Below are 24937 nucleotides of genomic sequence, written 5' to 3' on the forward strand. Positions count from 1 at the left end.
AGTTTTAATAAATTGCTATGTTTTAGCATATTTTTTAGCCAAAATATTATAATATCTTAGCCTATTATAAGCTACCAACTATGAAGTACCTGTTTAACTTGTTTTTGCTGTTTTTTGCTGCAATTTCGTGCCAGGGGCAAAAGCTGAAACTTGTTTTAAATTTAACAAAAGGGAATACCTATAACATGGTTACCACCACAAAATCGGCCATAACGCAAACCATAAACGGACAGGTAAACCATATTGATGTAACAGTAACGGGTACAACAGCCTTTAAGGTACTTAGTGCTGATGATTCGCTGTACTATATGGAGGTTACCTATAAATTCCTGACCATGAAGATGCAACTGCCCGAGGGGCCTGTTAGTTTTGATTCCGAAAAAAGAGATCCGGCTGATTTGATGTCGTCCATGTTGGGCGCGTTAATTGATAAGCCATTTACGGCTACGTTTACCAGGAGCGGTAAAATTCGGTCGGTTAACAATGTGGAGCGGATGATATCATCTGTACTGGATGGTTTCCAGGAAATTCAGGGCGTGCAGAAGGAGGAACTGAAGGCAAAGTTTATCCAATCATTTGGGAGTAATGCTATCAAAGGCAGTATCGAAATGTCCACAGCCGTATTCCCCGAAACGCCGGTTGCCCGGAATGATAAGTGGACAATAAATACTACCCTTCAAAGCACCATGAAGGCCAATGTAGCTATGGTATACCAGTTAACCGATGCCACTACCGCCAGCTACATAATTCATGGCGAAGGCAGCATAACTACTATCCCCGCCCCGCCAGATGCACAGATGAAATATAATATGAAAGGCACCATGACATCAGATGTTAAAGCCGACAGGGTTACTGGCTGGATCACCGAATCGAAAATAAAGCAAAGCATAGGCGGCACGGTTGCCATAAAAGACAATCCAGATGCCCCCGGCGGCGCTACCTTCCCGATGAGCATGGTGAGTGAGACGGTTATTACTGATAAGTAGTTCATTCGGTTCATGGCCTATGGTTCATAGTTCATGGTAGAAAAATTTACCAACCTCAAAAAAGCCATGAACTATGATCTATGAACCATGAACCAATTGACTAATTTATTACCTTCGTACCATGTCACCCGCCGAAGCTAAAAAACAGATTAAGGCCCTTAGCGCCGAATTGAAGCAGCACAATTACAATTATTATGTGCTGGCTATGCCTACCATCAGCGATTTTGATTTTGATAAAAAGCTGGAAGAACTGAACAAGCTTGAAAAGGAATTTCCCGAATTTTTAGACCCCGATTCGCCTACGCAAAGGGTGGGCGGAGAGGTTACCAAAGAATTTGTAACGGTAAGGCACCGCTGGCCCATGCTATCGTTAGGTAATACCTATAACGAGCAGGAACTGGTGGAGTTTGACCAGCGCATTCGCAAAGCTATCGGTGATAGTTTTGAATACGTTTGTGAGCTTAAGTTTGACGGCCTTAGCATGAGCTTAACCTACGAACACGGCAAACTGGTGCGTGCAGTAACCCGGGGCGACGGTACACAAGGCGATGAAGTAACCACCAATGTACGCACCATACACAGCATACCCAAAAAACTGACATCCGGCGATTACCCCGACCTGTTCGAAATTCGCGGCGAGGTGTTTATGCACCTGAAAGCTTTTGAGCGTTTAAATAAGGAGCGTACAGATAATGGCGAAATGACATACGCCAACCCACGCAATTTTGCATCGGGTACTATGAAACTACAGGATTCGGCCGAGGTGGCCAGGCGCCCGCTGGATTGTTTTCTGTATGGTTTATATACTGAAAAAACATTGTTTAAAACCCATTGGGAAAGCCTGGAAGCTGTTAAAAGCTGGGGCTTTCATGTTGATAACCACAGCCAGCTTTGCAGCGATATTAGCGGCGTGCTGGAATTTATAAGCCATTGGGATAAAGAGCGGTTTAACCTGAGCTATGATATTGATGGCATTGTTATTAAAGTAAACAATTACTCGCAACAGCAGGAGCTGGGTTTTACATCCAAGTCGCCGCGCTGGGCCATATCCTATAAATTTAAAGCCGAGCGGGTAGAAACCGAATTATTACAGGTAACTTACCAGGTAGGCCGCACCGGCGCGGTTACCCCGGTTGCCAACTTAAAGCCGGTATTGCTGGCCGGCACAACCGTAAAGCGTGCCACCCTGCACAATGCCGATGAAATTACCGAACGCCTTAAATTGCACGAGCACGATACCGTATTTGTTGAGAAAGGAGGGGAGATCATCCCCAAGATCATTAGCGTTAATTTAGATAAGCGCAAGCCTGATGCCAAAGCTATTGCTTACATAACCCATTGCCCGGCCTGTGATACGCCTTTATTGCGGACCGAAGGCGAAGCTGCATGGTATTGCCCGAACGACGAAGGTTGTCCGCCGCAGATAGTAGGTAAAATGCAGCACTTTATTGGCCGCAAGGCCATGAACATTGATGGCCTGGGCGACGAAACTATAGAAACGCTGCACTCTCGCGGGTTTATAAACCACATCAGCAATATTTATGATTTGCATACCCACGCGGCTGAATTAAAGCAAATGGGACGTTTTGGCGAAAAATCCATCAGTAATATGCTGGATGGTATCGAAAAATCAAAACAGATGCCTTTTGAAAAAGTACTGTTTGGATTGGGCATAAGGTATGTTGGCGAAACGGTGGCCAGGAAACTTGCTTTCCATTTTAAAACCATTGATAAACTGATGGCTGCCACCGAAGAGGAACTTACCGCAGCCGACGAAATTGGCGGCCGGATAGCCCAAAGTATTGCGGAATACTTTAGCGATGAAAAACATAAGCAGGAGATAGAGAAATTAAAAGATGCCGGGCTGCAATTTGTAGCCGAAGAAAAAGAAGTAACCCTGGCCAGCGAAAAATTGGCTGGTCAAAGCTTTATTATTTCGGGCGTGTTTGAAAAATTTTCGCGCGATGAACTGAAAGATATTATTGAACAAAATGGTGGCAAAATTTTGAGCAGTATTTCGGCAAAGCTAAATTATCTTGTTGCCGGTGATAACATGGGGCCGGCCAAGCTCGAAAAAGCGCAAAAACTTAATATTCCCATCATTAGCGACCAGGAGTTATTGGATTTGATTGCGTAATTGTAAGGTTGTTATTGATGATGTGAGATTTCCTGTACTAAGGACTGCTGTGTGCATCTTTCAGATTCTTATCAATATATAAACCGAATGTCGAATACCCACCAGCTAAGTTGGAAAAACATGAATGACGCATTGGGTTTAGTACTCGACAACAATTATGTCATACGGATATCTATCAGGTAAACCTAAAAAAAGATTATGACGCGCAACGGATATAGTTAAACGAATGGTCTAAACTACCGTCATTGCGAGGCACGAAGCAATCCCCTACGTGCTTAGTCCCACATAGTCCGGGATTGCTTCGTGCCTCGCAATGACGGTATAGAGGAGGTTATGCTATCCATAGTCGTCATTACTATTTTTTCCAGCAGGGCTGGTGGATACTCGCAATCACTGGTATTCAATATTGATAGTTTTGCCTATTTCTGCATTAAAAGCCATTACTCCCTGCCGATTTAAAAGTTATTTGGGGCTTTTTATATTAAACTTTTAACTTAGCGGGCAAAAGCAACAAACTACTATGTCGGCATTATATCCTTTAAAGTTTAAAACCATATATAAAGATAAAATCTGGGGCGGTCAAAAGATCAAAACCTATTTGCATAAAGATTATGGCGATTTGCCAAACTGTGGCGAAACCTGGGAATTATCGGGCGTAAAATCGGATGTATCTGTGGTAAATGGCGGCGTGCTGGATGGCGAATCATTGGCTGATTTATTGGAGCAATATAAAGACGAGTTGGTTGGTAAAAAGGTTTACGACCATTTTGGTAATATTTTCCCTTTGTTAATTAAGTTTATTGATGCCAACGACGACCTGTCGGTACAGGTACACCCGGATGATAAACTGGCCAGGGAACGCCATAACTCATTCGGTAAAACCGAAATGTGGTATGTTATTGAAGCCGATTCGGGTTCGACGCTAATAGCCGGTTTTAACCAGGAGATGACGGAGCAAAAATATGTTGACGCGTTAAACAGCGGCCATATTATGGATATATTGAATAAAGAGGATGTTGCCGCCGGCGATGTATTCTTTTTACCAGCCGGTCGGGTACATACCATAGGCAAAGGTTTGCTAATTGCCGAAATTCAGCAAACATCCGATATCACGTACCGCATTTACGATTTTGACAGGGTAGATGATAAAGGCAATAAACGTGAGCTACATACCCAGGAAGCATTGGCTGCTATTGATTACAAACACTACCCGGAATATAAAACCATATACCAGCCACAAAAAGACGAAACCGTTCATTTGGTAACCTGCCCTTACTTTACTACCAACATACTTGATTTTAACAAAAGCACCGCGAAAGATTATTCGGCGCTTGATTCGTTTGTGGTACATGTTTGCGTTGAGGGCGCTTATAACGTAACCTATAACGGCCAAACTTACCCTGTAAAAATGGGCGAGTGCATCCTGCTGCCAAAAAGCATTGATAAAATTGAACTGGAGACCACCGGTGGCTTTAAAATATTAGAAAGTTATATCGAATAACAAGCATAATATTAATATAGTAAGTGCTTTTTAGACTAAAAAGCTGTCTGAAAAATGAAAATTATTCGTATCCGTTGATTTAATCAACGAATGCGAATTCTATGTCATACGTAAATCATTAAGCTTTATACTTACTTATATTTGAACCAGCATCCTGTTCCCTGAGCACGTTTATGATTGCGTGCAGTTGGTATTCATTTATGGGCTTAAAAATATAATCTGCTACATCGGCAATTTTTTTTGCCCGGTAAATATCGTTTAGATTGATAGATGAGCTAAGCATATATATTGTGATTTTTTTGCCCAATTGGGACTTTATTTCCGCAAATTCCCGCAAAAAATCCCAGCCATCCATGTTAGGCATATTAATGTCCAGGAATATTACATCTGGTAAATTGTGGCTGTTATGCGGGTTTGTTAACCAGGTAATGGCCTGGCTTCCGTCGCAAAAATTAATTACCCGGCTATTGAGCCCCCTTAAATTGATTAGTTTTTTAAATCCGAAAGTATAAACCTGATCATCGTCAATTAAGCACACCCCCACGGGATCCTTCTCTGCTGTCATCTGCTATTGGTATTATTTATACCAGCCTAATAGTAAATTTTGTGCCAATGTTTACGGTGCTGTCTACTTTTATAGTGCCGCCCAATGCCTCTATCTGGTTGCGGGTTATAAATAGCCCAATACCTTTTGCGTCGGGGTTTTGATGAAAGGTTTTGTACATGCCAAACATTTTATCGCCGTATCGCTCCATATCAATGCCAATACCATTGTCTTCAAAAAAGAGGTAAATATGGTTCCGTTCTTTTATGGTGTGGCATTTTATAATGGGCTTTCGCTCCGGCGAACTGTATTTAAGTGCATTGGTAAGCAGGTTTTGCAAAATACTCTCCATATAGGCCGGGATATAATGTATTTGCGGGCACTTGCTAAAATCATACGTTATGGTGGCGTCAAGCGTATCGATATTGCTTTTTAATGCCGATATGATATTTTTAAATACTGTCTCAAAATCAACTACCGTCCGCTCATTGGTAATTTCGGTTTGAATTTGAACTATCTCGTTTAAATGCTCAATGGTAGCACTTAAGCTATCGCTGATTGATTTAATATGCGACAAAATTTCGGCCCTGTCCTCAGGAAGCTCGGTTTCATCATGTAATGTTACCATGAACTGTAAATTGCCTGCATGCGACCGAAGGTTATGCGATACAATGTAAGCGAAATTTTGCAGGCGCCTGTTTTGGTCTGTCAATAAATTTAATGACGATTCCAACGCAAGGTGCTTGCGTTTTTTATTATCAATATCCTGTATAATTCCCCTTATGGTAATGCATTTGCCAAAATCATTAATAATGGGTATCCCTTTGGCTCTTACCCAAATTACATTGTTTTTTGCCGATCGGAAGAGCAATTCCAGGTCATAAGGCTGGCAATATTCTATTGCATTATCAATGGCGTTTTTAATCACCGGGCGGTGCGGCGGCTCAAAAAAACTGATAACCTCATCCAGTGAAAGCTTAACATGGTTTTGCAACTCATAAATATCATAAAACTGTTTTGATAAGGACAGGCCCATGGTAAGTGCGTTCAGCTCCCAACTGCCCAATTTGGCAATTTTAAGGGCCTCGCTATAAACTAAATCATTGTGCGTCGCCTGTATCTGAGCCTGTTTATACTGGTTAATATTAATGATCGATCCGTAAATGATTTGCCCGGTTTCGTCATTGTATTTTTTTACCGTACTCTCAAACCAATGATAGCCCGACTGCTTGGTGAGTAGCCTGATTTGTAGTGGTTGGGTTGAAGTTGAAGGTTGGTTGTTCAGGGCGGTTAAAAAAGCAGGTTTATCCTGGTGATATAGTAAATGTTCAAAAAATATATGGTTCGAACATTCTATTTCGTCTGGCTCGTATCCCAAAACGGTGTAAAACCCTACCGACCATTTGATGTTTTTTGTTGTAATGTTGTATTCCCAAATGCCGGCATTTATATTATCGATGATTTGGGCAAGGTGTTGCTTGCTATCGTCAGAAAATTTGTGCCCTTCAGAAAAACTCATACTAATACTATAAAATAGCCCCTTTATTTAGTTAATGCAACATGCTATTAATAAAATATGTGCCATAATTATAAAATAACTTTAATTACAACCTTTGGTTGTTTACGTTTAACCAAACCACTAATTTTTTTTGAACAATTATGGGATTTCAAATATAGTATTTGGTATCATATAAATCACTCTGATACTGATAATTACAAAATAAAAATTGCGCACCGGAAATTCAGGCATTTATAAGGGAGATATTGTGAAATAACCGCCTTTAACGGTAACCGGAAGTGTATTTTTTGCACTTTAAACGCTAAAATGGAATTGGATAATACTTTGCTGCCCTGAATTTTTTAATAAATAATGAAAATTTTTGCAAAAAACCGAAAGAATGGCCCTTTTTTAGGCTTATGTCCTTTGTTTTTTTATGAGGGTTTATATTTTTTTAGGAAGTTTTTATCAATTATCAGCTCGGCCAGGGCGTTGGAGCCAATCCACCTGGCCGATTTGCAATTTTGGTTTGCAATACGGTTGGCCGCGGCAATTGCTACGGCTTTTAAAGTGCTGTTTCTTTTTCCTATTTGTCGCAGGGCCCAGTTTATTGCCTTTTTAACAAAATTGCGGCTGTCCCAGGCCTCACGCTCCATAATGGCAAAAAAAGGTATAAAAATATCGTCGGGTGCTTTTTTATTATGTACAGCGTATTCGGCCATTAAAACAAAGCCCGCGCGTTTAACAAACTCTTCTTCCCGGGCGCTAAACTCAATGGCCTTGGCAACAACAAAAGATGTCCGGTCAAAAAGGTTTCCGCATACCTGGTCGCACAGGTCCCACGAATAAAAATCTTTTGTCCAGCTATCTATTTGTTGTTCGGTAACCCATGCTGGGTCGTCAACCAGCGAGGCCATAATTCGCGCCTCATGAACGCCGGTGTCCCAAAGTTGCTGTGCAAGCACATGGTCTTTTTTTAAACCTTTAGCCAATTTGCGTACAGCAGGGAGTTTAACGCCAAGAGCCCTGGAACTGTCTATACCAAAACGCTGCATACCGGTAAGATAGGTTGGGTTGGCCTGTTGCTTAAGTAATCCTAAAATTTCGTCAACCTGCATTGTTTTAATCGGTAATGCTTGCGTTCTCGAGCGTGTGGTGAATTTTTACCACTTCCATTAAGGCGGCCGAGCAATAAAACGGGTGCAATTCCATTATTAACGAACCGGCTTTTATTGCCGGGTCGGTTTCGGTAAGGGTTTTTGCTTCTTCAATGGTTGCCACATTGAAAATGAAGATGCCTTTAATGGGCTGATCATCCAAAAAAGGACCGGCAACCACTAATTTGCCTTCATCGGCCAGTTTGGATATGTTTTTTAAATGGGCCATTTGCAATTGCATGCGCGCTGCCGAATCTGTTAAACGGGTTGGCCCTTCCTTTAAAAAAGCCATAATATACTTTTTCATCCCATATTTATCGGCGCCCAGTTTTTTGGAAAGTGCAGCATCATAAACCGGTTTGGTTTGCTTTTGAGCAAAACAATTGATACTTAACGTAGCTATTGCAATGATGAGGATAAGCTTTTTCATGTAAGGGTTTGTTGGTTTATCAAATATACATTTATCAGGATGAATGATGCAATTCCTTAGTCATTTCGCTTCGCTGTTGTTGGTCATTGGCGCTTCGCTTGTCATTGGTCATTTCGCTGCGCTGTCATTAGTCATTTACGTCCCCTCGGGTCTCTTTGCAAAAGGACCCTGAGGGTTTCGGGAAGCTCCTCCAAGGGTCGTGTCCTAACAGATCGCTGTTTCCAATGTTTTCGGTTCGTGGGGGAGGGGTAGGCAATTTTATATCCGGAAGATGCTTGTGGGGATATAGCTATCGGGGAAGTGAATCCTAACCCTCGATTCCCGTAGCCCCGTTAACGATTGAAACGGATACCGGCCAGGCGCCTAACCCCTTGTGACGTATGTATGTAAAGCGCGGGCCGCAGGCAACGGCATTATTGGGGTAAGGTGCACTGCTTACTTTGGTTCCAATGGCAAAAAGTTCATTAATAGATGCTTCGTTCCTCAGCATGACAAGACATATTTTCAAGGTGTGTAGGTTCGTCATCCCAACCCTGTCAAAGGGTCGCACGGAGAGGTCTTTGCACGCTATGGTTCGACAGGATGACAGCCTTTTATGATGTAATTCTCCCTATGCAAATGACTATCTTGTTACGAATTCCGGGCCTCAATTCCTGTATCTCCCGTTACATCATAAGTACTTGTTACCAGTTTGCCTACGCGGATTGCCTCCCTTGACAATAAGTTAACACTGAAAATGCCCGGCGACTACAATTATTGGTTAAATTTGATTAACGGGAAAAATAAACCACAATGGGAAAGTTTTTTGAAACCATCCAGCCTGTACACCAGGCCTTTATTGAGAAGCAAAAAATGTTTTTTGTAGCCTCGGCACCGCTTGCTGCCAATGGGCACGTTAATTTATCGCCCAAGGGGATAGATAGCTTTAAGGTATTATCGGCCACCAGGGTAGCTTACATGGATATTATTGGCAGCGGTAACGAAACATCGGCGCATCTGCTGGAAAATGGCCGAATCACTTTTATGTTTTGCGCTTTTGAGGGGCCGCCAAATATTCTGCGTTTATATGGAAATGGCTATACCGTGCTGCCCGGCGATGAAGAATGGCCGCAGCTGGCGCAGCATTTTGATATCCTGCTATCAACCCGGCAAATTATTGTGGCCAACGTTTACCAGGTGCAAACATCATGCGGCTTTAGCGTACCCTATTACAGTTACGAAGGCGAGCGCGACCAGGCTTACAAATGGGCCGCCAATAAAGGTGCCGAAGGACTGGAGGCCTATAAAAAAGAAAAAAACCTAATTAGCCTTGACGGATTGCCAACGGCGCTGTACTAATTAAATATCATCAATTGGGTGCCAAAAGGGTGGGTTATCCCTGAATTTGGTTAACAGTTCAATTACTTCTTCAACTTCTGCAATGCTTAATTCATGCTGGCCGGCCGTGTAAGAGAATACGTTGGCGGGTTGTTCAAATGCAACAAAACCTAAATAATCAGGGTCGGTAATTTTGTCTAAATGCAGGGTGCTCATTTTATCTAAGGCTTGCTCTTCGTGACCCCTGTCCCTGTCGATAAACAGGCTGTAGGTATAACTAATAAACGGGTGTCCGTCCAGGTGCGCTTCGGTGTCGGGTATTACCATTAGCTGCAACTTGCTGGTTAGCGTGAAAAATATCGGTCTCATAATTGGTTTGTTACAACTTAACGTTGTGGACGCTAAATAGCTTGATACAAATATGGTCAATTTTATCATAGAATCGCCTACAGGCAAACAATGCATCAGTTGTCGCAAAACACCCTTAAAATGTCCGGGCCGGCCATTGCTATTTGTGGGGGCATTTGTAAATTCGATCAACAAACAAAACTATTATGGCAAGTGCAAATAATCAACCCGAAAAGCTTAACATCATCGAAACCGCCAAAATAATCGATGCCAAATATTCGCACCTGGATGGATCGACGTTTTTGATGCTTAAAATGAGTAACACCAGCTTTAATGATGTTGACCTGAGCAAACTTAAAATTACCAATGCCAACCTAAGCGACCTGGAGATTGAAGGTGCGCAGCTTGGCGGAGCTTACATTCACAATATTGGTATGCCGCCGGTGGGCCACCCGGCATATGATGCGGCTGCAAAACAACGCCCCCTGCGCTTTGACGATTGCGACCTTAACCACAGCACCATTAACAACTGTAACCTGCAAGGCGTAGCCATAACCGACTGTAATATTACCGGTATGACCATCAACGGTATTTTGGTTGAAGAGTTGCTGAATGGGAAGATATAGGGGAGTGCTGCGGGGAAATGAGTACATCGCATGGTGGTGACGACTCACCCCGACGACCCCGATAAATATCGGGGCGTCTGCCCCTCTCTCCGACTGCGTCGCATAGAGGGGCTAAAAAAAAGAGCAGAAAGTAAAAAAGAGTTCAACCCTCTTTGCGGCTTCAGCCGGAGAGGTCGGCCAGCGCAGCGTAGCCGGGGTGAGTAGTAGCCGGCGTTCAAAGCCGATGTTTATTTGAACCACGATCACGTCATGGACAACCAATCATCAGCAATAAAATTATTTTCAATAAATATGGTACTATGTATTGTATAGTACTGTGTTTTGTATTAGCTTTGTGATGAGCGCAACATTACAACATATCATCATGAAAAAAATACAACAATTTATAGCCCTGGCAGGGCTTATGCTGCTGGCCACAGCCTGCCGCTTTGGCGGCCGGCACACCACCATTATTGAAAATGCCGGCGGCAGAACCGTAAAGATTGAATACCGCGGCCAAACCTACTTTACCGAGGATGGAAAAGGCATCAAAGCTATTTCGCCCCATGGGTCGGTATCCTGCAGTATCAACAGCGATGACCTGGTAGCCGAGAACGACAACGGGAAGATTGTTTACGAAATTAACGGCGGCGGCAAACAAACCAACCTTGACGATTACGGAAAAGAGTTTTTAGCCAGGGCCGTCCACGAGATGATTAAACGCGGGCACAATAGCGACAGGTAACCAGACTTGGGATGATCATCTTTACTAAAAACCGGGGACTGAGCTCCCTGGTTTTTTTAATTATAGGTTAAACCGATAAGGGTTATTAAAAAGTATCCAAATGTTGTTATTTATTACCCCAAAATTGATAATTAGTTGTGTTTTTTTGCATCATTTGTGTTGTTTTTTGTAGTTTTTTTGAAAGTTTTTGATTGGCTTTTAACCCTCCATTTTCAAATCTTCAAATTCTCAAATCTTCAAATTAATTAGATTAATTTTATTAAATTGTGATATGAAAATACTCACCCGACTTGGAGTTTTGTTATTGATGTATTTGTTTAACCTCAATTTAGCCACCGCGCAATCTGTACCGATGGAGACCCCTAAAAGCACCGATCAAACCCTGAAGATAAGCCGTAATAAAATTGATTCGCTGGATAAGCAACTCATAGTGCTGCTGGGGCAGCGGGAGCAGGTGGTTAAAGAGATTGGTATTTACAAGGCCAAAAACAATATAGCCCCGTTACAGGCCGATAGGTTTAAGCAGGTGCTTGAAAAGGCCGTTGCCGCCGGTAAAAAAGAAGGCCTGTCGGAAACCTTTATTACCGAGCTGATGAACGCCATCCACAAAGAAAGCTTGCGGATTGAAGAGGAACTCAAAAATCAATAAATTGATTGAAAGAAGGCAAAATCAGGCGTGCAGAGTGTATAAAATACACAAATGTGCTTTAGCGTATCAAAACATATTTCCGGTATCGTTACCGAATTTTTAACTGTTTGATTATTAGCGATATTTAAAATTATTTTATTGGTATTAAACCGTATCATTTGATCAATAAATTGGTATAAATCAATTATTTATTGCACTGCATATTTGCTTTATTCAAATTAACTTTCTTAATTTGGAATACCGGAACCGCTTCCCCTAATGGCCGATTGCCCGCCGGTAAACCAATTAAGATAAATCATGAATAAAAAAGTAATATTTGCCTGTTTTATAGCAGTTGGCCTACTACAGTTACCATCGGCACATGCCCAGGTTAAAGTGCCGTTTTCTACTGCGAATAAAAAGGTGAGTGTTATAGTTTCTGATAACGAACCGGGCATGAGGTTTAAAACTACCGAAACCTTAAAGTTTCAGGATAGCCCCCAGCCCGGCGAAACTGAAGTATCTGTTTTTGTCGATCCGGCAAAATCATTTCAAACTATGCTGGGCATTGGCGGCGCGCTTACCGATGCCGCTGCCGAAACGTTTTATAAACTGCCTAAGGATAAGCAAAAGGAACTGTTAACCGCTTATTACGATAAGGATAAGGGAATAGGATACACCCTGGCCCGTACCAACATCCAAAGCTGCGATTTTTCGAGCGATAGCTACTCTTATATCAAAGAGGGTGATGGAGCACTTAAAACTTTCAACATCGGTCATGACAGGGCTTACCGCATCCCATTTATCAAAGAAGCCATGGCTGCGGCCGGTGGTAAGCTTACCTTGTTTGTATCGCCCTGGAGCCCGCCTGCTTTTATGAAAGATAACAACAGCCTGCTGCATGGCGGTAAACTGTTACCAAAATACTATCAAAGCTGGGCCAATTTTTATGGCAAGTTTATAAGGGCTTATGAAAATGAAGGTATCCCTATCTGGGGCTTATCGGTACAAAATGAACCTATGGCATCGCAAAGCTGGGAATCATGCAAATACACAGCCGGGGAACAGCGCGATTTTGTAAAGAACTTTTTAGGGCCAACGTTAACCAAACAAGGCTTAAGCAGCAAAAAACTGATTGTATGGGACCACAACCGCGATTTGTTATATCAGCAAGCCAGCACCATTCTGGAAGACCCCGCAGCCGCTAAATACGTGTGGGGCATAGGTTTCCACTGGTATGAAACATGGACGGGAGCCGGCCAGCAATTTGAATCGTTAAGGCGCACGCACGAAGCTTTCCCTGCTAAAAACCTCATTTTTACCGAAGGCTGTATCGAAAAATACGACTTCAATAAAATTAACGATTGGTCGCTTGGCGAACGCTATGGGCTGGCGATGATAAACGACTTTAATGCCGGTACCGTAGCTTGGACAGATTGGAACGTCCTGCTTGATGAAAAAGGCGGCCCTAACCATGTTGGTAACTTTTGTTTTGCACCGGTACACGCCGATTTGCGCAACGGTAGCCTTATTTACACCAGTTCGTACTATTATTTAGGGCATTTTAGCAAGTACATTCAGCCTGGTGCTAAGCGGGTTGCAGCCGTAGCCAGCCGCGACAAATTATTAACTACCGCTTACCTGAACCCTAACGGCAAGTTATCCGTAATAGTAATGAACCAAACCGACGAAAAAATTGAATATAGCCTGTGGATAAAAGGTAAAGCTGCCAAAACAACCAGCCAGCCGCATTCCATTGCCACACTTGTAGTAGAGTAACAAAGATCTTTTTATAATCAACTAAATCTCAGATGTATGGTGGATCATTTATGGTCCACCATTATCGTTTTAAGTCAAAATTCAAAATTAAAAAGTCAAAAAAAGTCGTCTCTTGACAGTTGTATTTTTCTTGGATAACAGGATGTGCTTATTCAAAAATAACAGTCTTGTTTTTTGATACGAAGACCCGGTCTTCAAACACCAGCTTAAGAGCCCTGGCGAGTACGGAGGTTTCAATTTCCTGCCCGGCTTTTACCATGGTTGCTGCTGTAAAAGTATGGTTTACCGGGATAATTTGCTGAGCGATGATTGGCCCTTCGTCAAGCTCATTTGATACAAAGTGGGCGGTTGCACCAATTAACTTAACACCGCGTTCGAAAGCCTTGCGGTAAGGATTTGCGCCAATAAAGGCAGGTAAAAACGAGTGGTGGATATTGATGATGCGCATAGGGAACTTGCTGACAAAATTTGGCGACAGGATACGCATGTATTTGGCTAACACTACATAGTCGGGCGTGTACTGTTCAACGGTTTCAATTACCTTTTGTTCAAATTCTTCTTTGGTGCCTTCTTCATGGGATATGTGGTGAAAAGGCATATCAAAGCGTTCGCAAATGTTTTGTAGTGTGGCATGGTTACCAATAACACATTGTACACTTGCCCCCAATGTTTTAAAATAGTTGCGGATAAGGATATCGGCAAGGCAATGATATTCTTTAGTTACCAGCACTACCACCTTTTTGTGGGGTAGGGGGTTTACCAGCACCATGGCACCATCGGGCAGCAGCCGTTTTAATAGTTGCTCCAGTTGTGCGCTTTCGGGGTTATCATCAACTTCAACCCGCATAAAAAATAAACCTTCGTTTTGATCCACGTGTTCGCGCATGGATACGATGTTCAAATGCTGTTTAGCCAATATGGCTGCTATGTAGGCAACCAGGCCCACCTGGTCTTTACATTGAATGACTATAATCATGGTTTAATGATACAAAGAATTTGCTGCAAAATAACATAAGTAGTTATATAAAATAATTTTTCGGAAAAATTGTAATGTGCTGTAGCAAAGCTTTAAATGCCTGCGTAATGCTTTATATAACCTAATAAAATGAAATACTTTATCCTGTTATTTGCCGCGCTGGTGCTTTGCAGCGTTAGTTCATGTAATAAAGATGGCTTGCCGGGCCCAACATCTACACAAATAACGGGCAGTTGGCGGTGGGTAAAATCTGTTGGCGGTATAGGTGGGGTTACACTCACCCCACAAAGTCTGGGTTACTCATTTACACAGGTTTATGGTGCCGACAGTACCTTTAAAATGTATAAAAAAGATTCGCTTACCTTATCGGGCAAGTTTTCGATAACCAGGAATTATAAATATTCGGCTACCGAAACGGTAGACCTTTTGAAGATTAATAACCAAAACCCTACCGCTTTTATTATCCGCAACGATACCTTATACCAAAACGATGTGTTCATTTCTGATGGCTTTAGTACTGTTTACGTACGGATTAAGCCTGATTAAAGAAGTTTAAAAGTCATCCGGTAAAGCCATCGGGGGCAACATCCGGGCCCTGCAAGCAAGGCAAACCGATTGTTTTGCAGGCAGGGGGCTGGTTTGGCAGCATTGCCAGGCCAGCATGGCTTTTTTTACACTCCGTCCGGCACAAAATTTATTTCATGGCCGGCATCAAAAGCCACATATGCTCGTCGCCATGGTTGGTCATCAACCAGTTTCCACTTATGGGCGGTTCCGGTGGTATCCAGGGCAATCAGTATTTCGCCCGGGCGCACAATAAAAGTTTCGCCGGGGCGGGTTTCAAACTCAAGGGTGCCTGATAAGGTTATCACATACTGCTCGGCAGGGGCATTGTGCCAATCAAAAAACGAGTGAGGCGGCGATTCCTGGAACCTAATGCTTGATGCCTGGTTAAAAAGGCCTTCGGCCACGGTGCCGGTTTGTACATGTGAGTGCCCGTCGGCTCCGGTATATAGTTTAAAAGTTTTTATCATTGTGTTTTTGCCAGCTTTGGCAATTACCGCTAAACTAACACATTTGTGTTTTTTAAAATGCTTGTTTGGATAATCGTATTGTAAATATTTGGCAAACTTATTGCATTTTTGATGGTTAACTAAACGATGATCCCGGCCGTACCCAGAAAGTTTCAATTTTTTCCGTTCCTGATCAGTTTAATAATAACACTGGCAATTGGCTTTGTGGCTTCGCTATTTACAAGGCCCGAAATTGCCGGTTGGTACAGCACACTCAAAAAACCATCATTTAATCCTCCGCCATGGCTGTTTGCTCCGGTGTGGACTGCGCTATACATTATGATGGCTACTGCGGCTTACCTGGTGTGGAAACACCGCAGCCGTAAGCCTGTATACATCATAGCACGCAATATTTACTTTACGCAACTTGCCCTGAACTTTTCGTGGTCAATAGTTTTTTTTGGTTTACACCAGGTAGGAGTGGCGCTCATTGTTATCATTTTGCTTTGGCTAACCATTATTTTGAACATTAACTGGTTTTACAAGTTTAGCAAGGCTGCAGGCCGGTTGTTATGGCCTTATTTGCTTTGGGTAAGTTTTGCCGCGGTACTTAATGCTGCTATTTATTTGCTGAATAAGTAGTGTAAAAAACACTATTTTTATTGCGTACATTTTACTGAAGGTTTATTGACAGATGAAAAAATTATTGCTTTTATTTTGCTTTGTTATAGCAGCCCACAGTTTTGTTTTTGCTGATGCCATAACCATAAATCATTTTGTAGTTAAAGAAAATCCTTTTGCGGTTGACCAGGTTGCCATAGTAGCAACCGACACGGCTGGCGTAACGCAGGAGAAAGTAAATGGCCTGTTCACTTTTGTAATGAATGGGTTTGAGTATCAGCTTAAATTTGAAAAAGGGGTTGCTTTTTATCGCCAAAAGATAGACCGATCGACTTTTTTGTATGCCAAGCACATGAACGAAACCGGTACCCACGCCATACTTTATTATATATATAAGCATGATAGTAAACTAAGCCCATGGCACATAAGCTGGGTGCTTTTAGTTGCCATACCGTTAATATTGGTGTTGCTGGCTTATATGTTTAAGCGGTTTATTATTATAGCGGTAATCATCTTTTGTATCTTCCTGTATTTTAATTACCACAACAACCTCAGTATCCCAACATTTTTTGAAAGTATAATTGACGGATTGAAGAATATGGTGTAGGGGGGAGAAGAGAGCCAATAATCAAGATAGATTTTTTGATAGGGAATTGAGGACTTTGAGATTATTGGACAGGCGGCTGCGCTTCTTATAATGCAGTTCAATTCTGTTTGAGAATTATTGCAATTTTAGAAGAAGAGAAGGACGAACTATTGGAATTTTAGATTATTAGACGGGAAATCAGATAAGTTACAAATTGAATAACCCAACCAACCTTCCCAATTCACTAAATCAATAATTCACTAATTAAAAAGGCAGCCCTATCCCAAAGTTCAGCTGCATAAAATTGTAGCTATCGCCAACAACGTTGCCTTTGCTATCAACACCGGTAGCGTTGGCTTTTAGATAAGCCTCTTTGAAGCTGCCCGATTTAAACAATTCATCGGCGTGTTTAATAAGCACCCATTGATCGCTGCCGCTAAATTGTGGATCTTTAAACTTAAAGGCCATATCCAGCCTAAATACAAAGAAACTTAAATCAAATCTTAAGCCTGTGCCTATCCCAATTGCGGTTGATTGCAAAAGATTATCAAACCTGAATTCGCCGTTCGGGCTTTCGGCTTTTTTGCCCAGGCGCCAAACGTTGCCAGCATCAACAAAAACTGCCCCTTTAAGCTTTGCGCCAAAAAAATTATTAATCAATTTATAACGGTATTCGGCATTGGCTACTAATTTAATTTCGCCAAATTGGTCAAGATACTTTAAACGTGCGCGTGATATTGGATCGTCTTTTTTCGTCAGGCTGTTATAATAGGCAGTTGCCCTGTTAAACTGTCCCGGCCCCAATGTGCGGGGCAGCCACGCGCGCATATCATTTGCACCGCCTGCGTAAAAATTCTTTTCAAATATCAGTTGGTCGCTGTTACCATAGGGTACACCTATGCCAGGATTAACGCGGAATACGAATTGTTTTTCTCCGCCAAGGGTACGGTAAAAACGAAGGTCCCCTTCTGCTTTGGCATATTGGCTAAAGGTGTAGCCCAGAAATTTGCGCTGGCCGGATGTATCCCTGCCTGTGTTAAAAGTGCTGCTTAACAAATTCAGGAAATTGCCGCCAATGTCAAGGCTTCCGCGGAAATATAAAAAGTTATCGTAAGAGTTTAACTCAATGGCATTGTACTGAAAAGTGTACTGGCTGCCTGTTGTGAAAACGGTGCGGCCTATTAATTTTATATAAGCAAACCTGTTATAAGACAGTAAGCTGTCATAGGCAGCAGGATCAATAACCCCCTTTGAAAATTCGATGTTGACAGGTGTAATGGTGTGAAGTTTACGGGCAGTTTCGTAAAAATCATAGCTTATGGAGTTTATAAAGCTTTGGCGCGTAACCAATCCCTTTTGGTAAAATAAAGAATAGTTGGTTGAGAACGTAGTATGGGGTACGCCAAATTTTCCTAAAAGCGGGAAGTTGAAAGGCGATATAATACGAGGGTAAATTAAATTAGCCCCGGCCCTAAACTCCTGGTTTTGTATATTATCATTATTGGTAGTGTTTGAGCCGTTATCAAACAAAATACTCCAGTTGAGTTTTAACTGCAGGATTGCCGCCTGGTTAAAAAGATTCCGGTTGGTAAAGGTATTACCCACGTTGTAGCCATACCTGCCGTTGGCAAACAGGAACTCACCTTCAACCCGGTCTGAATAATGTTTAAGGGGTATTATATCAATTTTGGTATCCAGGCGGTGCGTACTATCGCCCAGTTTTTCATAGGTGGGGTTAGGCACATTGCGGAAAACGTTTAACTCCGAAAGCCTGGTTGTAGTTAATGTCTGTTTGTCGATGTTATATAATTGCCCTTTTTTTTGAAAAGTATAATCAATTACCACCCTCGGCTTAAACCGATGCGAGAAATCTACATACCTGAATTGCGAATCGACCTGCAAGGTATCGGCTTTGCCGGTTGTTTTGCCGTTACTGGCAGATATGGTTATCAGCGTATTATTAATTTTATAAACCGGGTGTTCTGTTTTACCTGCCGGGTTATCAATCATCATTTTAATATCAACCACGCTGCTGTTGAAGGTAGAATCGTAGGTGAAGTTTACGTACTGGCGGTAAAAGTCAAAATAGCCATTACGTTTCATCAGCAGGTAAAGTTCATCGCGGTCATGCGCCAGGCTATCCATGTCAAAACGCCCGCCGGGTTGTATGTGCGACATGCTGTTACGGTTGGCGTGGTAAAGGTTGGCAATGTTTTTATCCGGGATACTATCAACCAGCTTACGGATGTGGAACATCGGGCCTTCTACAGTGGTAAAAACTATTTCGGCGCGTTGCTTTTTGATGATAACACTATCAGTAACTTTTGCTTTTAAATAACCACGGTTTTGGATGAACTTTTCCATCTGGAAACGCGAGTACTCAACCAGGTTGCTATCAAGTAAGGTAGGTGCTTCGCCTATGTTGCGTTTGCCATGGTTGCTAAACCAATAATAAAATTGCAGGTTAAGCTTGTTATTGGGCTGCTGTTCTTTATCAACATAATTTAACGCGGCTTCTTCAAATTGCTCATCAATACCTTTGATGGTAATTTTACGCACCAGGGTTTGATTTTTGCCAATGCCACGGGTAAGGCTACAGCCCGAGCCTATTATGAGCAGTAAAATACTTAATATTGCAAGACGGTAACCAGCAGGTTTTTTGTATGCTTTCAAAATCACAAATCAGTTTATTAACATCCTTACAACATAAAAAATTTCGCAGGGAGCATGGTTTTTTCCTGGTTGAAGGCTATAAATCAGTTGTTGAATTTACAGGTTCGCGTTACCAGGTTGATACGGTATACCATACCGGCGCAATTGCCCCAAAAATGCTGAATTTATCCCGAAAAATAAACTTTCAGGAGATTTCGGCGAAGGATATCGAAAAAATCAGCACTTTGAAAACGCCGCAGGAGGTAATTGGTTTGGTTAAAATACCAATATGGCCAACTTTAAATTATGATAGCCTTAAACAAAGGTTTTCTTTGGTGCTGGATAATATACAGGACCCGGGCAATATGGGTACCATTATCCGCACTGCCGATTGGTTTGGTATTAATGATATTGTATGTAGCGAGGATACCGTTGACGTATACAACCCCAAAGTAGTGCAGGCCACCATGGGCTCGTTGGCGCGTGTAAATGTGCATTATACCAACCTGGCGCAAGCGCTGCCACAAATTAAATTACCGATATTTGGCGCGATGCTGGATGGCGAAAATATTTACAACACCCCTTTTGGCACCGAAGGATTATTGGTAATGGGTAACGAAGGCAACGGCATAAGTGCTGATATTGAGCGGTTAATAACTACCAAAATAACCATCCCAGGAGCCGGCCATGCCGAGTCATTGAATGTGGCAATAGCCACTGCCATACTATGTTCTGAAATAAAAAGAAATTCAATGAAATAAATATTGGCATTGCAATAAATAAATTACTATTTTTGCAATCCTAAAATTAGGGTCGGGTGGCCGAGTGGCTAGGCAGAGGTCTGCAAAACCTTTTACAGCGGTTCGAATCCGCTCCCGACCTCAAGGGTATTAAAAACATTAAAATAACAACACCATGGGCGTTACACGTTTAAAAAGAAAAGATAGAAAAAACAAAACTACTTCACGTTTAGAAGTTCAGTTTTTAAAACTGGCTACTAACCTTGAGTACGGAAGCCGTTCTGCCGAGAAAAAAGGCAACCAAATCCAAAAAAACAACGAAGCTTTAGCTATCGCTGCCGGTAAATAATCTATCTGTTTTCAGGCGCCTGGCGCTTAAAAAGATCTTATAAATCCTGCCGGTTTCAGAAACCGGCGGGATTTTTTTTATGTCTGAATCAGAATTTACAGGATTTTAGAATTAGCAGAATGAAGCTTATTCTAAAATCCTGATTTAATTTTTCAACTTTTAAGATTCTGGCTATTCTTTAATTCTGCAAATTCTGATTCAGAAGGCGTTTATTTATCCTCCCAATCAACCCCGGTCCTTCGTAAATAAAACCGGTATACAGCTGTACCAATGATGCGCCTGCATTTAGTTTTTCGATAGCATCATCGGCAGAGTGTATGCCGCCCACTCCAATTATCGGGAAAGATCCGTTTGATTTTTTGTGAATATAGCTGATAACCTCGGTTGAGCGTTTGGTCAGCGGCATGCCGCTTAGTCCGCCCATTTCGTCTTTTAAGCTGGCTGGAGACCTTAAATTCTCCCTGCTGATGGTTGTATTGGTGGCTATAAGGCCGGCAATGCCGGTTTGCTGTACAATCTCTACAATATCATCCAACTGCGAATCGGTGAGGTCTGGTGCTATTTTGAGCAGGATAGGCCTGCTGATGCCGTTTTTTGAATTACGTTGCTGTAGGGTATTCAGCAGGTTCATTAAAGGCTCTTTTTCCTGCAACTCGCGCAAGCCGGGCGTATTGGGCGAACTTACGTTCACCACAAAATAATCAACCACATCAAAAAGGCGGTCGAAACATTTGATATAGTCGCTTACGGCATCTTCATTGGGGGTAACCTTATTTTTGCCAATGTTACCGCCTATGATCAGGCTCCTTTGCACGCCTTTGGCATTTTTGCGGAAGGTTGCTATCCGTTCGGCAGCTACGTCAACTCCAAAATTGTTAAAGCCCATGCGGTTAATGAGTGCACCATCTGCCGGCAGGCGGAACATGCGAGGCTGTGGGTTACCGGGCTGGGGCAGTGGGGTAACTGTGCCAATCTCTACAAAACCAAAACCTATGTTGGCCATTTCGCCCATCAGTTCGGCATTTTTATCAAAACCGGCGGCAAGGCCAACGGGATTTTTAAATTTAAGGCCAAACACTTCGCGCTCCAGTTGCGGGTTGTTTACATCCCATATGGCCCGGCTTAACGCGGCGCCACCCGGAAAACGATTAAAGCGCTTTAAATTTCGGGTTACAAAGTAATGTACTTTTTCGGGATCGAACTGGAACAGGATGGGTTTTAATAAAAAATACATGGCGCGAAGTTAACAAATACTAATAGCTGTATAAACCAGAATTTTATGAAAATTAAAACGGCAGATTATATTATTAGGGCAAATGCTGGTACAAAGTTCAACAAAATTTAAAAAAGCCGGGTAAATCAGTAAATTCGGAAATCCAAAATCAAATCCATCAAACCATTTATGAATAATATTTTTAAACGCAATCGCCGTGATTTTTTAAAAACAGCATCGGTGGGTACCATCGCTGCAATGGGCTTGCCGCAGATAGTTTCGGCTGCATTAGCCAACACTAAACCATCAAGAAAAATCAGTTTTAATACCGATGATGTGGTGCTTTTCCAGGGCGATTCCATTACCGATTGGGGCCGCGATCATAATAATACCGAATTTAATACAACCAGTGCCTTAGGGTCGGGTTACGCGCTTATCGCCGCATCGCAGCTATTGCTTACTCATGCCGATAAAAACCTGAAAATTTATAACAAAGGAGTTAGCGGTAACAAAGTATACCAGCTGGCCGAACGCTGGGATACCGATTGCCTGGCGCTAAAGCCCAATGTATTGAGCATTCACATAGGTGTAAATGATTTTTGGCATACCCTTACCAATGGCTATACCGGAACTATAGATAATTATATTGCCGATTATAAAAAACTGATAGACCGTACCAAGGCTGCACTGCCGGATATAAAACTGGTTATTTGCGAGCCCTTTGCCGAAAAAGGCGTTAAAGCGGTTGACGATAAATGGTACCCAACGTTTGATTTGTTCCGCAAGGCAGCCAAAGATGTAGCCGAACAATATGAGGCCGTTTTTGTACCCTATCAATCGGCATTTGATAAAGCCGAGAAAATTGCCCCGGCCACCTACTGGAACCGCGACGGCGTACATCCCAGTGTAGCCGGCGAAGCCCTGATGGCCCAAACGTGGCTGAAGGCAGTAGGAGCGTAATCTTGAGGCTAAAGGTAAAAGGCTAAAGGCAAAAGGTTTTTGGGAAGGGACTGAAGGTGATTTTTTTTACTAAGTCTTGAAGGCCATTCTCCTTTTCCCTTGCGAATGAAAATATCATTTTTCTATCATCTTAATACCTTTCACCTTTAGCCTTTTACCTTTCACCTCGGGCCTGCCAAAATACGGCTCAAAAACCGTATCTTTGCGCCCAAATGATTGCTATAAATAACCTTACGTTTGAGATTGGTGCGCGGGCCCTTTACGATGAAGCCAACTGGCATATAAAACCTGGTGAAAAAATTGGTTTAATAGGTGCCAATGGAACAGGTAAAACTACCCTTCTGAAAATTATTGTAGGCGACTATAAACCTACATCGGGCACCATATCAATGGCTAAGGACCTTACCATGGGTTACCTTAACCAGGATTTGCTGTCATACTCATCTGATAAAAATATTGTGCATGTGGCCATGGAAGCTTTTGAGCGCCAAAACCAGTTGCACGACGAGATAGAAGTTTTACTAAAAAAACTCGAAACCGATTATACCGAAGACCTGATAAACAAGCTAAGCGATAAACAGCATGAGTTTGAACTGTTGGATGGTTATAACATTGAATACAAAGCGCACGAAATTTTGGCCGGTTTGGGCTTTAGCGAACAGGATTGCCAGCGTAAGCTAAGCACTTTTTCGGGCGGATGGCGTATGCGGGTAATGCTGGCCAAAATCCTTTTGCAGGCACCAGATATCCTTTTACTGGATGAGCCTACCAACCACCTTGACTTACCATCCATCCAGTGGCTGGAAGATTATTTGAAAGCTTTTAACGGTGCCATCATCATCGTATCGCACGATAGGTGGTTTTTGGATAAGGTTATTAACCGCACGGTTGAATCGCGCAAAGGTAAGCTGACTGTTTACGCGGGCAACTACACTTTCTACCTGGAAGAAAAAGCGCTGCGAGAAGAAATTCAACGAGGTGAGTTTAAAAACCAGCAATCAAAAATAAAACAGGAAGAACGTTTGATCGAGCGTTTCCGCGCCAAGGCATCCAAAGCAAAAATGGCGCAATCGCGTATCAAAATGCTTGATAAAATGGAGCGGGTTGATGACGTGGATGATGATAACCCATCGGTAAACTTTGCCTTCCGTTTCTCTAAACAATCGGGCAGGCACGTGGTAACCTTAGAGGATATTGTTAAAAAATACCCTGCCATTGATATTTTGGATGGTGGCGAAGCTGTAATTGAAAAAGGCGATAAAATTGCTTTGATAGGGGCCAACGGTAAAGGTAAATCAACCTTGCTGCGCATTATTGCCAATGCCGATCATGATTACACCGGCAAAGTAACCACCGGCCATAACGTAACTACTACCTTTTTTGCCCAGCACCAGCTGGAATCATTACACCTGGAACACCAGATTTTACAGGAATTGCAGGCATTTGCGCCAAAACATACCGATACCGAACTACGTACCATTTTGGGCTCATTTTTGTTTACTGGTGATGATGTGTTTAAAAAGATTAAGGTATTATCCGGGGGCGAAAAATCACGCGTGGCTTTAGCCAAAGCGCTTACTGCGGATGCCAACTTCCTGGTACTGGATGAGCCTACCAACCACCTGGATATGCAATCGGTAAATATCCTGATACAGGCCCTGGAACAGTACGAAGGTACTTTTATCGTGGTATCTCACGATAGGTATTTCCTTGATAATGTGGCCAACAAGATTTGGTTTATTGAAGATCAGAAAATAAAGATATATCCTGGAACCTACGCCGAATTTGACGAGTGGTATTCAAAACGCAAGTTAGAGCCAAAAGCGGCAGCACCTGCACCTCAGCCTAAGAAAGAGGAGAAGAAGCCCGAGCCCGCTAAACAACAGCACGGCGAAAACAAGCATCAGCAGTTAAAAAAACTGAACCAGGACCTGGCCAAAATGGAAGAACAAATTGCCGCGCTTGATAAAACAGTGAAAGAGTTTGAAGCCAAACTGGGCGATACAAAAATATACACCGACAGCCAAAAGCTAAAAGAAACCAACGCCGCTTACAACCAAAAGCAAGCCGAGCTGAAACAAATTCAGCAAAAATGGGAGACTTTGGCGGAGCAGATATTGGAGTTGGAAGCATAAGTATTACATACCAGAAA

At 42.4% G+C, this 24937-nt stretch carries 25 protein-coding genes and 1 tRNA gene; 16 read left to right on the plus strand and 10 right to left on the minus strand.

Features of this window, described 5'->3' with window-relative positions:
- Positions 1-80 precede the first annotated feature (80 nt).
- The 3 genes from ACFGVS_RS25650 to ACFGVS_RS25660 all read left to right on the plus strand — a co-directional run bounded on the left by ACFGVS_RS25650 (position 81) and on the right by ACFGVS_RS25660 (position 4624).
- The gene (locus ACFGVS_RS25650) at positions 81-986 is read left to right on the plus strand and encodes a DUF6263 family protein (protein ID WP_274209686.1); all 906 of its coding nucleotides are present in this window, start codon (positions 81-83) and stop codon (positions 984-986) included.
- A 121-nt stretch (positions 987-1107) separates the two neighbouring features.
- Positions 1108-3123, plus strand: a complete 2016-nt coding sequence (gene ligA / locus ACFGVS_RS25655) for an NAD-dependent DNA ligase LigA (protein WP_439696104.1) — start codon at positions 1108-1110, stop codon at positions 3121-3123.
- A gap of 520 nt (positions 3124-3643) precedes the next feature.
- Positions 3644-4624: a type I phosphomannose isomerase catalytic subunit gene (locus tag ACFGVS_RS25660; protein ID WP_439696105.1), complete on the plus strand. Its 981-nt coding sequence runs from the start codon at positions 3644-3646 to the stop codon at positions 4622-4624.
- Positions 4625-4742: 118 nt separating this feature from the next.
- Here ACFGVS_RS25660 and ACFGVS_RS25665 read toward each other — a convergent pair whose 3' ends face one another.
- The 5 genes from ACFGVS_RS25665 to ACFGVS_RS25685 form a co-directional block, all read right to left on the minus strand.
- Positions 4743-5189, minus strand: coding sequence for a response regulator (locus ACFGVS_RS25665; protein WP_439696107.1), 447 nt, complete (start codon positions 5187-5189; stop codon positions 4743-4745).
- 16 nt (positions 5190-5205) lie between these two features.
- Complete coding sequence (locus ACFGVS_RS25670) at positions 5206-6687, minus strand: PAS domain-containing sensor histidine kinase (protein WP_439696108.1); 1482 nt, start codon at positions 6685-6687, stop codon at positions 5206-5208.
- 413 nt (positions 6688-7100) lie between these two features.
- Positions 7101-7784 carry a DNA alkylation repair protein gene (locus tag ACFGVS_RS25675; protein WP_439696110.1) on the minus strand — a complete coding sequence of 228 codons (684 nt, stop codon included), beginning with the start codon at positions 7782-7784 and terminating at the stop codon, positions 7101-7103.
- 4 nt (positions 7785-7788) lie between these two features.
- Positions 7789-8253, minus strand: coding sequence for a YciI family protein (locus ACFGVS_RS25680; RefSeq protein WP_439696111.1), 465 nt, complete (start codon positions 8251-8253; stop codon positions 7789-7791).
- Positions 8254-8560: 307 nt separating this feature from the next.
- Positions 8561-8743: a hypothetical protein gene (locus tag ACFGVS_RS25685; RefSeq protein WP_439696113.1), complete on the minus strand. Its 183-nt coding sequence runs from the start codon at positions 8741-8743 to the stop codon at positions 8561-8563.
- Positions 8744-9045: 302 nt separating this feature from the next.
- Between ACFGVS_RS25685 and ACFGVS_RS25690 the strand changes: the two genes are divergently transcribed.
- On the plus strand, positions 9046-9591 hold the full coding sequence (locus ACFGVS_RS25690; protein WP_439696114.1) for a pyridoxamine 5'-phosphate oxidase family protein: 546 nt from the start codon (positions 9046-9048) through the stop codon (positions 9589-9591).
- On the opposite strand, the gene ACFGVS_RS25695 is transcribed toward ACFGVS_RS25690, so the two are convergent.
- The gene (locus tag ACFGVS_RS25695) at positions 9592-9939 is read right to left on the minus strand and encodes a hypothetical protein (protein ID WP_439696116.1); all 348 of its coding nucleotides are present in this window, start codon (positions 9937-9939) and stop codon (positions 9592-9594) included.
- Between the two features lie 185 nt (positions 9940-10124).
- Between ACFGVS_RS25695 and ACFGVS_RS25700 the strand changes: the two genes are divergently transcribed.
- The 4 genes from ACFGVS_RS25700 (at position 10125) to ACFGVS_RS25715 (ending at position 13675) form a co-directional block, all read left to right on the plus strand.
- Positions 10125-10544: a pentapeptide repeat-containing protein gene (locus ACFGVS_RS25700; RefSeq protein WP_439696118.1), complete on the plus strand. Its 420-nt coding sequence runs from the start codon at positions 10125-10127 to the stop codon at positions 10542-10544.
- 364 nt (positions 10545-10908) lie between these two features.
- Complete coding sequence (locus ACFGVS_RS25705) at positions 10909-11268, plus strand: hypothetical protein (protein WP_439696119.1); 360 nt, start codon at positions 10909-10911, stop codon at positions 11266-11268.
- Between the two features lie 271 nt (positions 11269-11539).
- Complete coding sequence (locus ACFGVS_RS25710) at positions 11540-11917, plus strand: chorismate mutase (RefSeq protein ID WP_439696121.1); 378 nt, start codon at positions 11540-11542, stop codon at positions 11915-11917.
- Positions 11918-12214: 297 nt separating this feature from the next.
- Positions 12215-13675 (plus strand): glycoside hydrolase family 30 protein, encoded by a 1461-nt coding sequence (locus ACFGVS_RS25715; protein ID WP_439696122.1) that lies wholly within the window; start codon positions 12215-12217, stop codon positions 13673-13675.
- Positions 13676-13823: 148 nt separating this feature from the next.
- On the opposite strand, the gene purU is transcribed toward ACFGVS_RS25715, so the two are convergent.
- The gene (gene purU / locus ACFGVS_RS25720; protein WP_439696124.1) at positions 13824-14651 is read right to left on the minus strand and encodes a formyltetrahydrofolate deformylase; all 828 of its coding nucleotides are present in this window, start codon (positions 14649-14651) and stop codon (positions 13824-13826) included.
- Positions 14652-14780: 129 nt separating this feature from the next.
- Between purU and ACFGVS_RS25725 the strand changes: the two genes are divergently transcribed.
- Positions 14781-15197, plus strand: coding sequence for a hypothetical protein (locus ACFGVS_RS25725; RefSeq protein WP_439696126.1), 417 nt, complete (start codon positions 14781-14783; stop codon positions 15195-15197).
- Between the two features lie 125 nt (positions 15198-15322).
- Here the strand turns inward: ACFGVS_RS25725 and ACFGVS_RS25730 are convergent, their stop codons facing one another.
- Positions 15323-15685 (minus strand): hypothetical protein, encoded by a 363-nt coding sequence (locus ACFGVS_RS25730; RefSeq protein WP_439696127.1) that lies wholly within the window; start codon positions 15683-15685, stop codon positions 15323-15325.
- Positions 15686-15811: 126 nt separating this feature from the next.
- On the opposite strand from ACFGVS_RS25730, the gene ACFGVS_RS25735 reads away from it, so the two are divergent.
- Both ACFGVS_RS25735 and ACFGVS_RS25740 read left to right on the plus strand, forming a co-directional pair.
- The gene (locus ACFGVS_RS25735; protein ID WP_439696129.1) at positions 15812-16306 is read left to right on the plus strand and encodes a TspO/MBR family protein; all 495 of its coding nucleotides are present in this window, start codon (positions 15812-15814) and stop codon (positions 16304-16306) included.
- A 52-nt stretch (positions 16307-16358) separates the two neighbouring features.
- Entirely contained in the window at positions 16359-16892 is a 534-nt protein-coding gene (locus ACFGVS_RS25740) for a hypothetical protein (RefSeq protein ID WP_090652364.1), read from the plus strand.
- Positions 16893-17135: 243 nt separating this feature from the next.
- Here ACFGVS_RS25740 and ACFGVS_RS25745 read toward each other — a convergent pair whose 3' ends face one another.
- Positions 17136-19544, minus strand: coding sequence for a BamA/TamA family outer membrane protein (locus tag ACFGVS_RS25745; protein ID WP_439696131.1), 2409 nt, complete (start codon positions 19542-19544; stop codon positions 17136-17138).
- Between ACFGVS_RS25745 and ACFGVS_RS25750 the strand changes: the two genes are divergently transcribed.
- From ACFGVS_RS25750 to ACFGVS_RS25760, 3 genes are all read left to right on the plus strand, one after another.
- Positions 19535-20284 carry a TrmH family RNA methyltransferase gene (locus ACFGVS_RS25750; RefSeq protein WP_439696133.1) on the plus strand — a complete coding sequence of 250 codons (750 nt, stop codon included), beginning with the start codon at positions 19535-19537 and terminating at the stop codon, positions 20282-20284. The genes ACFGVS_RS25745 and ACFGVS_RS25750 overlap by 10 nt on opposite strands.
- A 50-nt stretch (positions 20285-20334) precedes the next feature.
- Positions 20335-20405, plus strand: a tRNA-Cys gene (locus ACFGVS_RS25755).
- Between the two features lie 33 nt (positions 20406-20438).
- A complete protein-coding gene (locus ACFGVS_RS25760; RefSeq protein ID WP_090652361.1) occupies positions 20439-20612 on the plus strand; it encodes a spore protein in 174 nt (57 codons plus the stop codon).
- 178 nt (positions 20613-20790) lie between these two features.
- Here ACFGVS_RS25760 and ACFGVS_RS25765 read toward each other — a convergent pair whose 3' ends face one another.
- A complete protein-coding gene (locus ACFGVS_RS25765) occupies positions 20791-21846 on the minus strand; it encodes a quinone-dependent dihydroorotate dehydrogenase (protein ID WP_439696135.1) in 1056 nt (351 codons plus the stop codon).
- 168 nt (positions 21847-22014) lie between these two features.
- On the opposite strand from ACFGVS_RS25765, the gene ACFGVS_RS25770 reads away from it, so the two are divergent.
- Together ACFGVS_RS25770 and abc-f are read left to right on the plus strand one after the other, a co-directional pair.
- Entirely contained in the window at positions 22015-22785 is a 771-nt protein-coding gene (locus tag ACFGVS_RS25770; protein ID WP_090652359.1) for an SGNH/GDSL hydrolase family protein, read from the plus strand.
- Between the two features lie 212 nt (positions 22786-22997).
- Positions 22998-24920 carry a ribosomal protection-like ABC-F family protein gene (gene abc-f, locus ACFGVS_RS25775; protein ID WP_439696137.1) on the plus strand — a complete coding sequence of 641 codons (1923 nt, stop codon included), beginning with the start codon at positions 22998-23000 and terminating at the stop codon, positions 24918-24920.
- The last annotated feature ends 17 nt before the right edge of the window (positions 24921-24937 follow it).

This window comes from Mucilaginibacter sediminis, from assembly GCF_051903035.1.
In the GTDB taxonomy this organism is placed as follows: Bacteria; Bacteroidota; Bacteroidia; order Sphingobacteriales; family Sphingobacteriaceae; genus Mucilaginibacter.

Coding starts and splice junctions, on each gene's coding strand:
- ACFGVS_RS25730 (WP_439696127.1), bottom strand. CDS start 15,685: ATGATAAAAACTTTTAAACTATATACCGGAGCCGACGGGCACTCACAT.
- ACFGVS_RS25695 (WP_439696116.1), bottom strand. CDS start 9,939: ATGAGACCGATATTTTTCACGCTAACCAGCAAGTTGCAGCTAATGGTA.
- ACFGVS_RS25680 (WP_439696111.1), bottom strand. CDS start 8,253: ATGAAAAAGCTTATCCTCATCATTGCAATAGCTACGTTAAGTATCAAT.
- ACFGVS_RS25710 (WP_439696121.1), top strand. CDS start 11,540: ATGAAAATACTCACCCGACTTGGAGTTTTGTTATTGATGTATTTGTTT.
- ACFGVS_RS25670 (WP_439696108.1), bottom strand. CDS start 6,687: ATGAGTTTTTCTGAAGGGCACAAATTTTCTGACGATAGCAAGCAACAC.
- ACFGVS_RS25740 (WP_090652364.1), top strand. CDS start 16,359: ATGAAAAAATTATTGCTTTTATTTTGCTTTGTTATAGCAGCCCACAGT.
- ACFGVS_RS25770 (WP_090652359.1), top strand. CDS start 22,015: ATGAATAATATTTTTAAACGCAATCGCCGTGATTTTTTAAAAACAGCA.
- ACFGVS_RS25690 (WP_439696114.1), top strand. CDS start 9,046: ATGGGAAAGTTTTTTGAAACCATCCAGCCTGTACACCAGGCCTTTATT.
- ACFGVS_RS25665 (WP_439696107.1), bottom strand. CDS start 5,189: ATGACAGCAGAGAAGGATCCCGTGGGGGTGTGCTTAATTGACGATGAT.
- abc-f (WP_439696137.1), top strand. CDS start 22,998: ATGATTGCTATAAATAACCTTACGTTTGAGATTGGTGCGCGGGCCCTT.
- ACFGVS_RS25760 (WP_090652361.1), top strand. CDS start 20,439: ATGGGCGTTACACGTTTAAAAAGAAAAGATAGAAAAAACAAAACTACT.
- ACFGVS_RS25725 (WP_439696126.1), top strand. CDS start 14,781: ATGAAATACTTTATCCTGTTATTTGCCGCGCTGGTGCTTTGCAGCGTT.
- purU (WP_439696124.1), bottom strand. CDS start 14,651: ATGATTATAGTCATTCAATGTAAAGACCAGGTGGGCCTGGTTGCCTAC.
- ACFGVS_RS25675 (WP_439696110.1), bottom strand. CDS start 7,784: ATGCAGGTTGACGAAATTTTAGGATTACTTAAGCAACAGGCCAACCCA.
- ACFGVS_RS25715 (WP_439696122.1), top strand. CDS start 12,215: ATGAATAAAAAAGTAATATTTGCCTGTTTTATAGCAGTTGGCCTACTA.
- ACFGVS_RS25765 (WP_439696135.1), bottom strand. CDS start 21,846: ATGTATTTTTTATTAAAACCCATCCTGTTCCAGTTCGATCCCGAAAAA.
- ligA (WP_439696104.1), top strand. CDS start 1,108: ATGTCACCCGCCGAAGCTAAAAAACAGATTAAGGCCCTTAGCGCCGAA.
- ACFGVS_RS25705 (WP_439696119.1), top strand. CDS start 10,909: ATGAAAAAAATACAACAATTTATAGCCCTGGCAGGGCTTATGCTGCTG.
- ACFGVS_RS25650 (WP_274209686.1), top strand. CDS start 81: ATGAAGTACCTGTTTAACTTGTTTTTGCTGTTTTTTGCTGCAATTTCG.
- ACFGVS_RS25685 (WP_439696113.1), bottom strand. CDS start 8,743: ATGCTGAGGAACGAAGCATCTATTAATGAACTTTTTGCCATTGGAACC.
- ACFGVS_RS25750 (WP_439696133.1), top strand. CDS start 19,535: ATGCTTTCAAAATCACAAATCAGTTTATTAACATCCTTACAACATAAA.
- ACFGVS_RS25700 (WP_439696118.1), top strand. CDS start 10,125: ATGGCAAGTGCAAATAATCAACCCGAAAAGCTTAACATCATCGAAACC.
- ACFGVS_RS25735 (WP_439696129.1), top strand. CDS start 15,812: ATGATCCCGGCCGTACCCAGAAAGTTTCAATTTTTTCCGTTCCTGATC.
- ACFGVS_RS25660 (WP_439696105.1), top strand. CDS start 3,644: ATGTCGGCATTATATCCTTTAAAGTTTAAAACCATATATAAAGATAAA.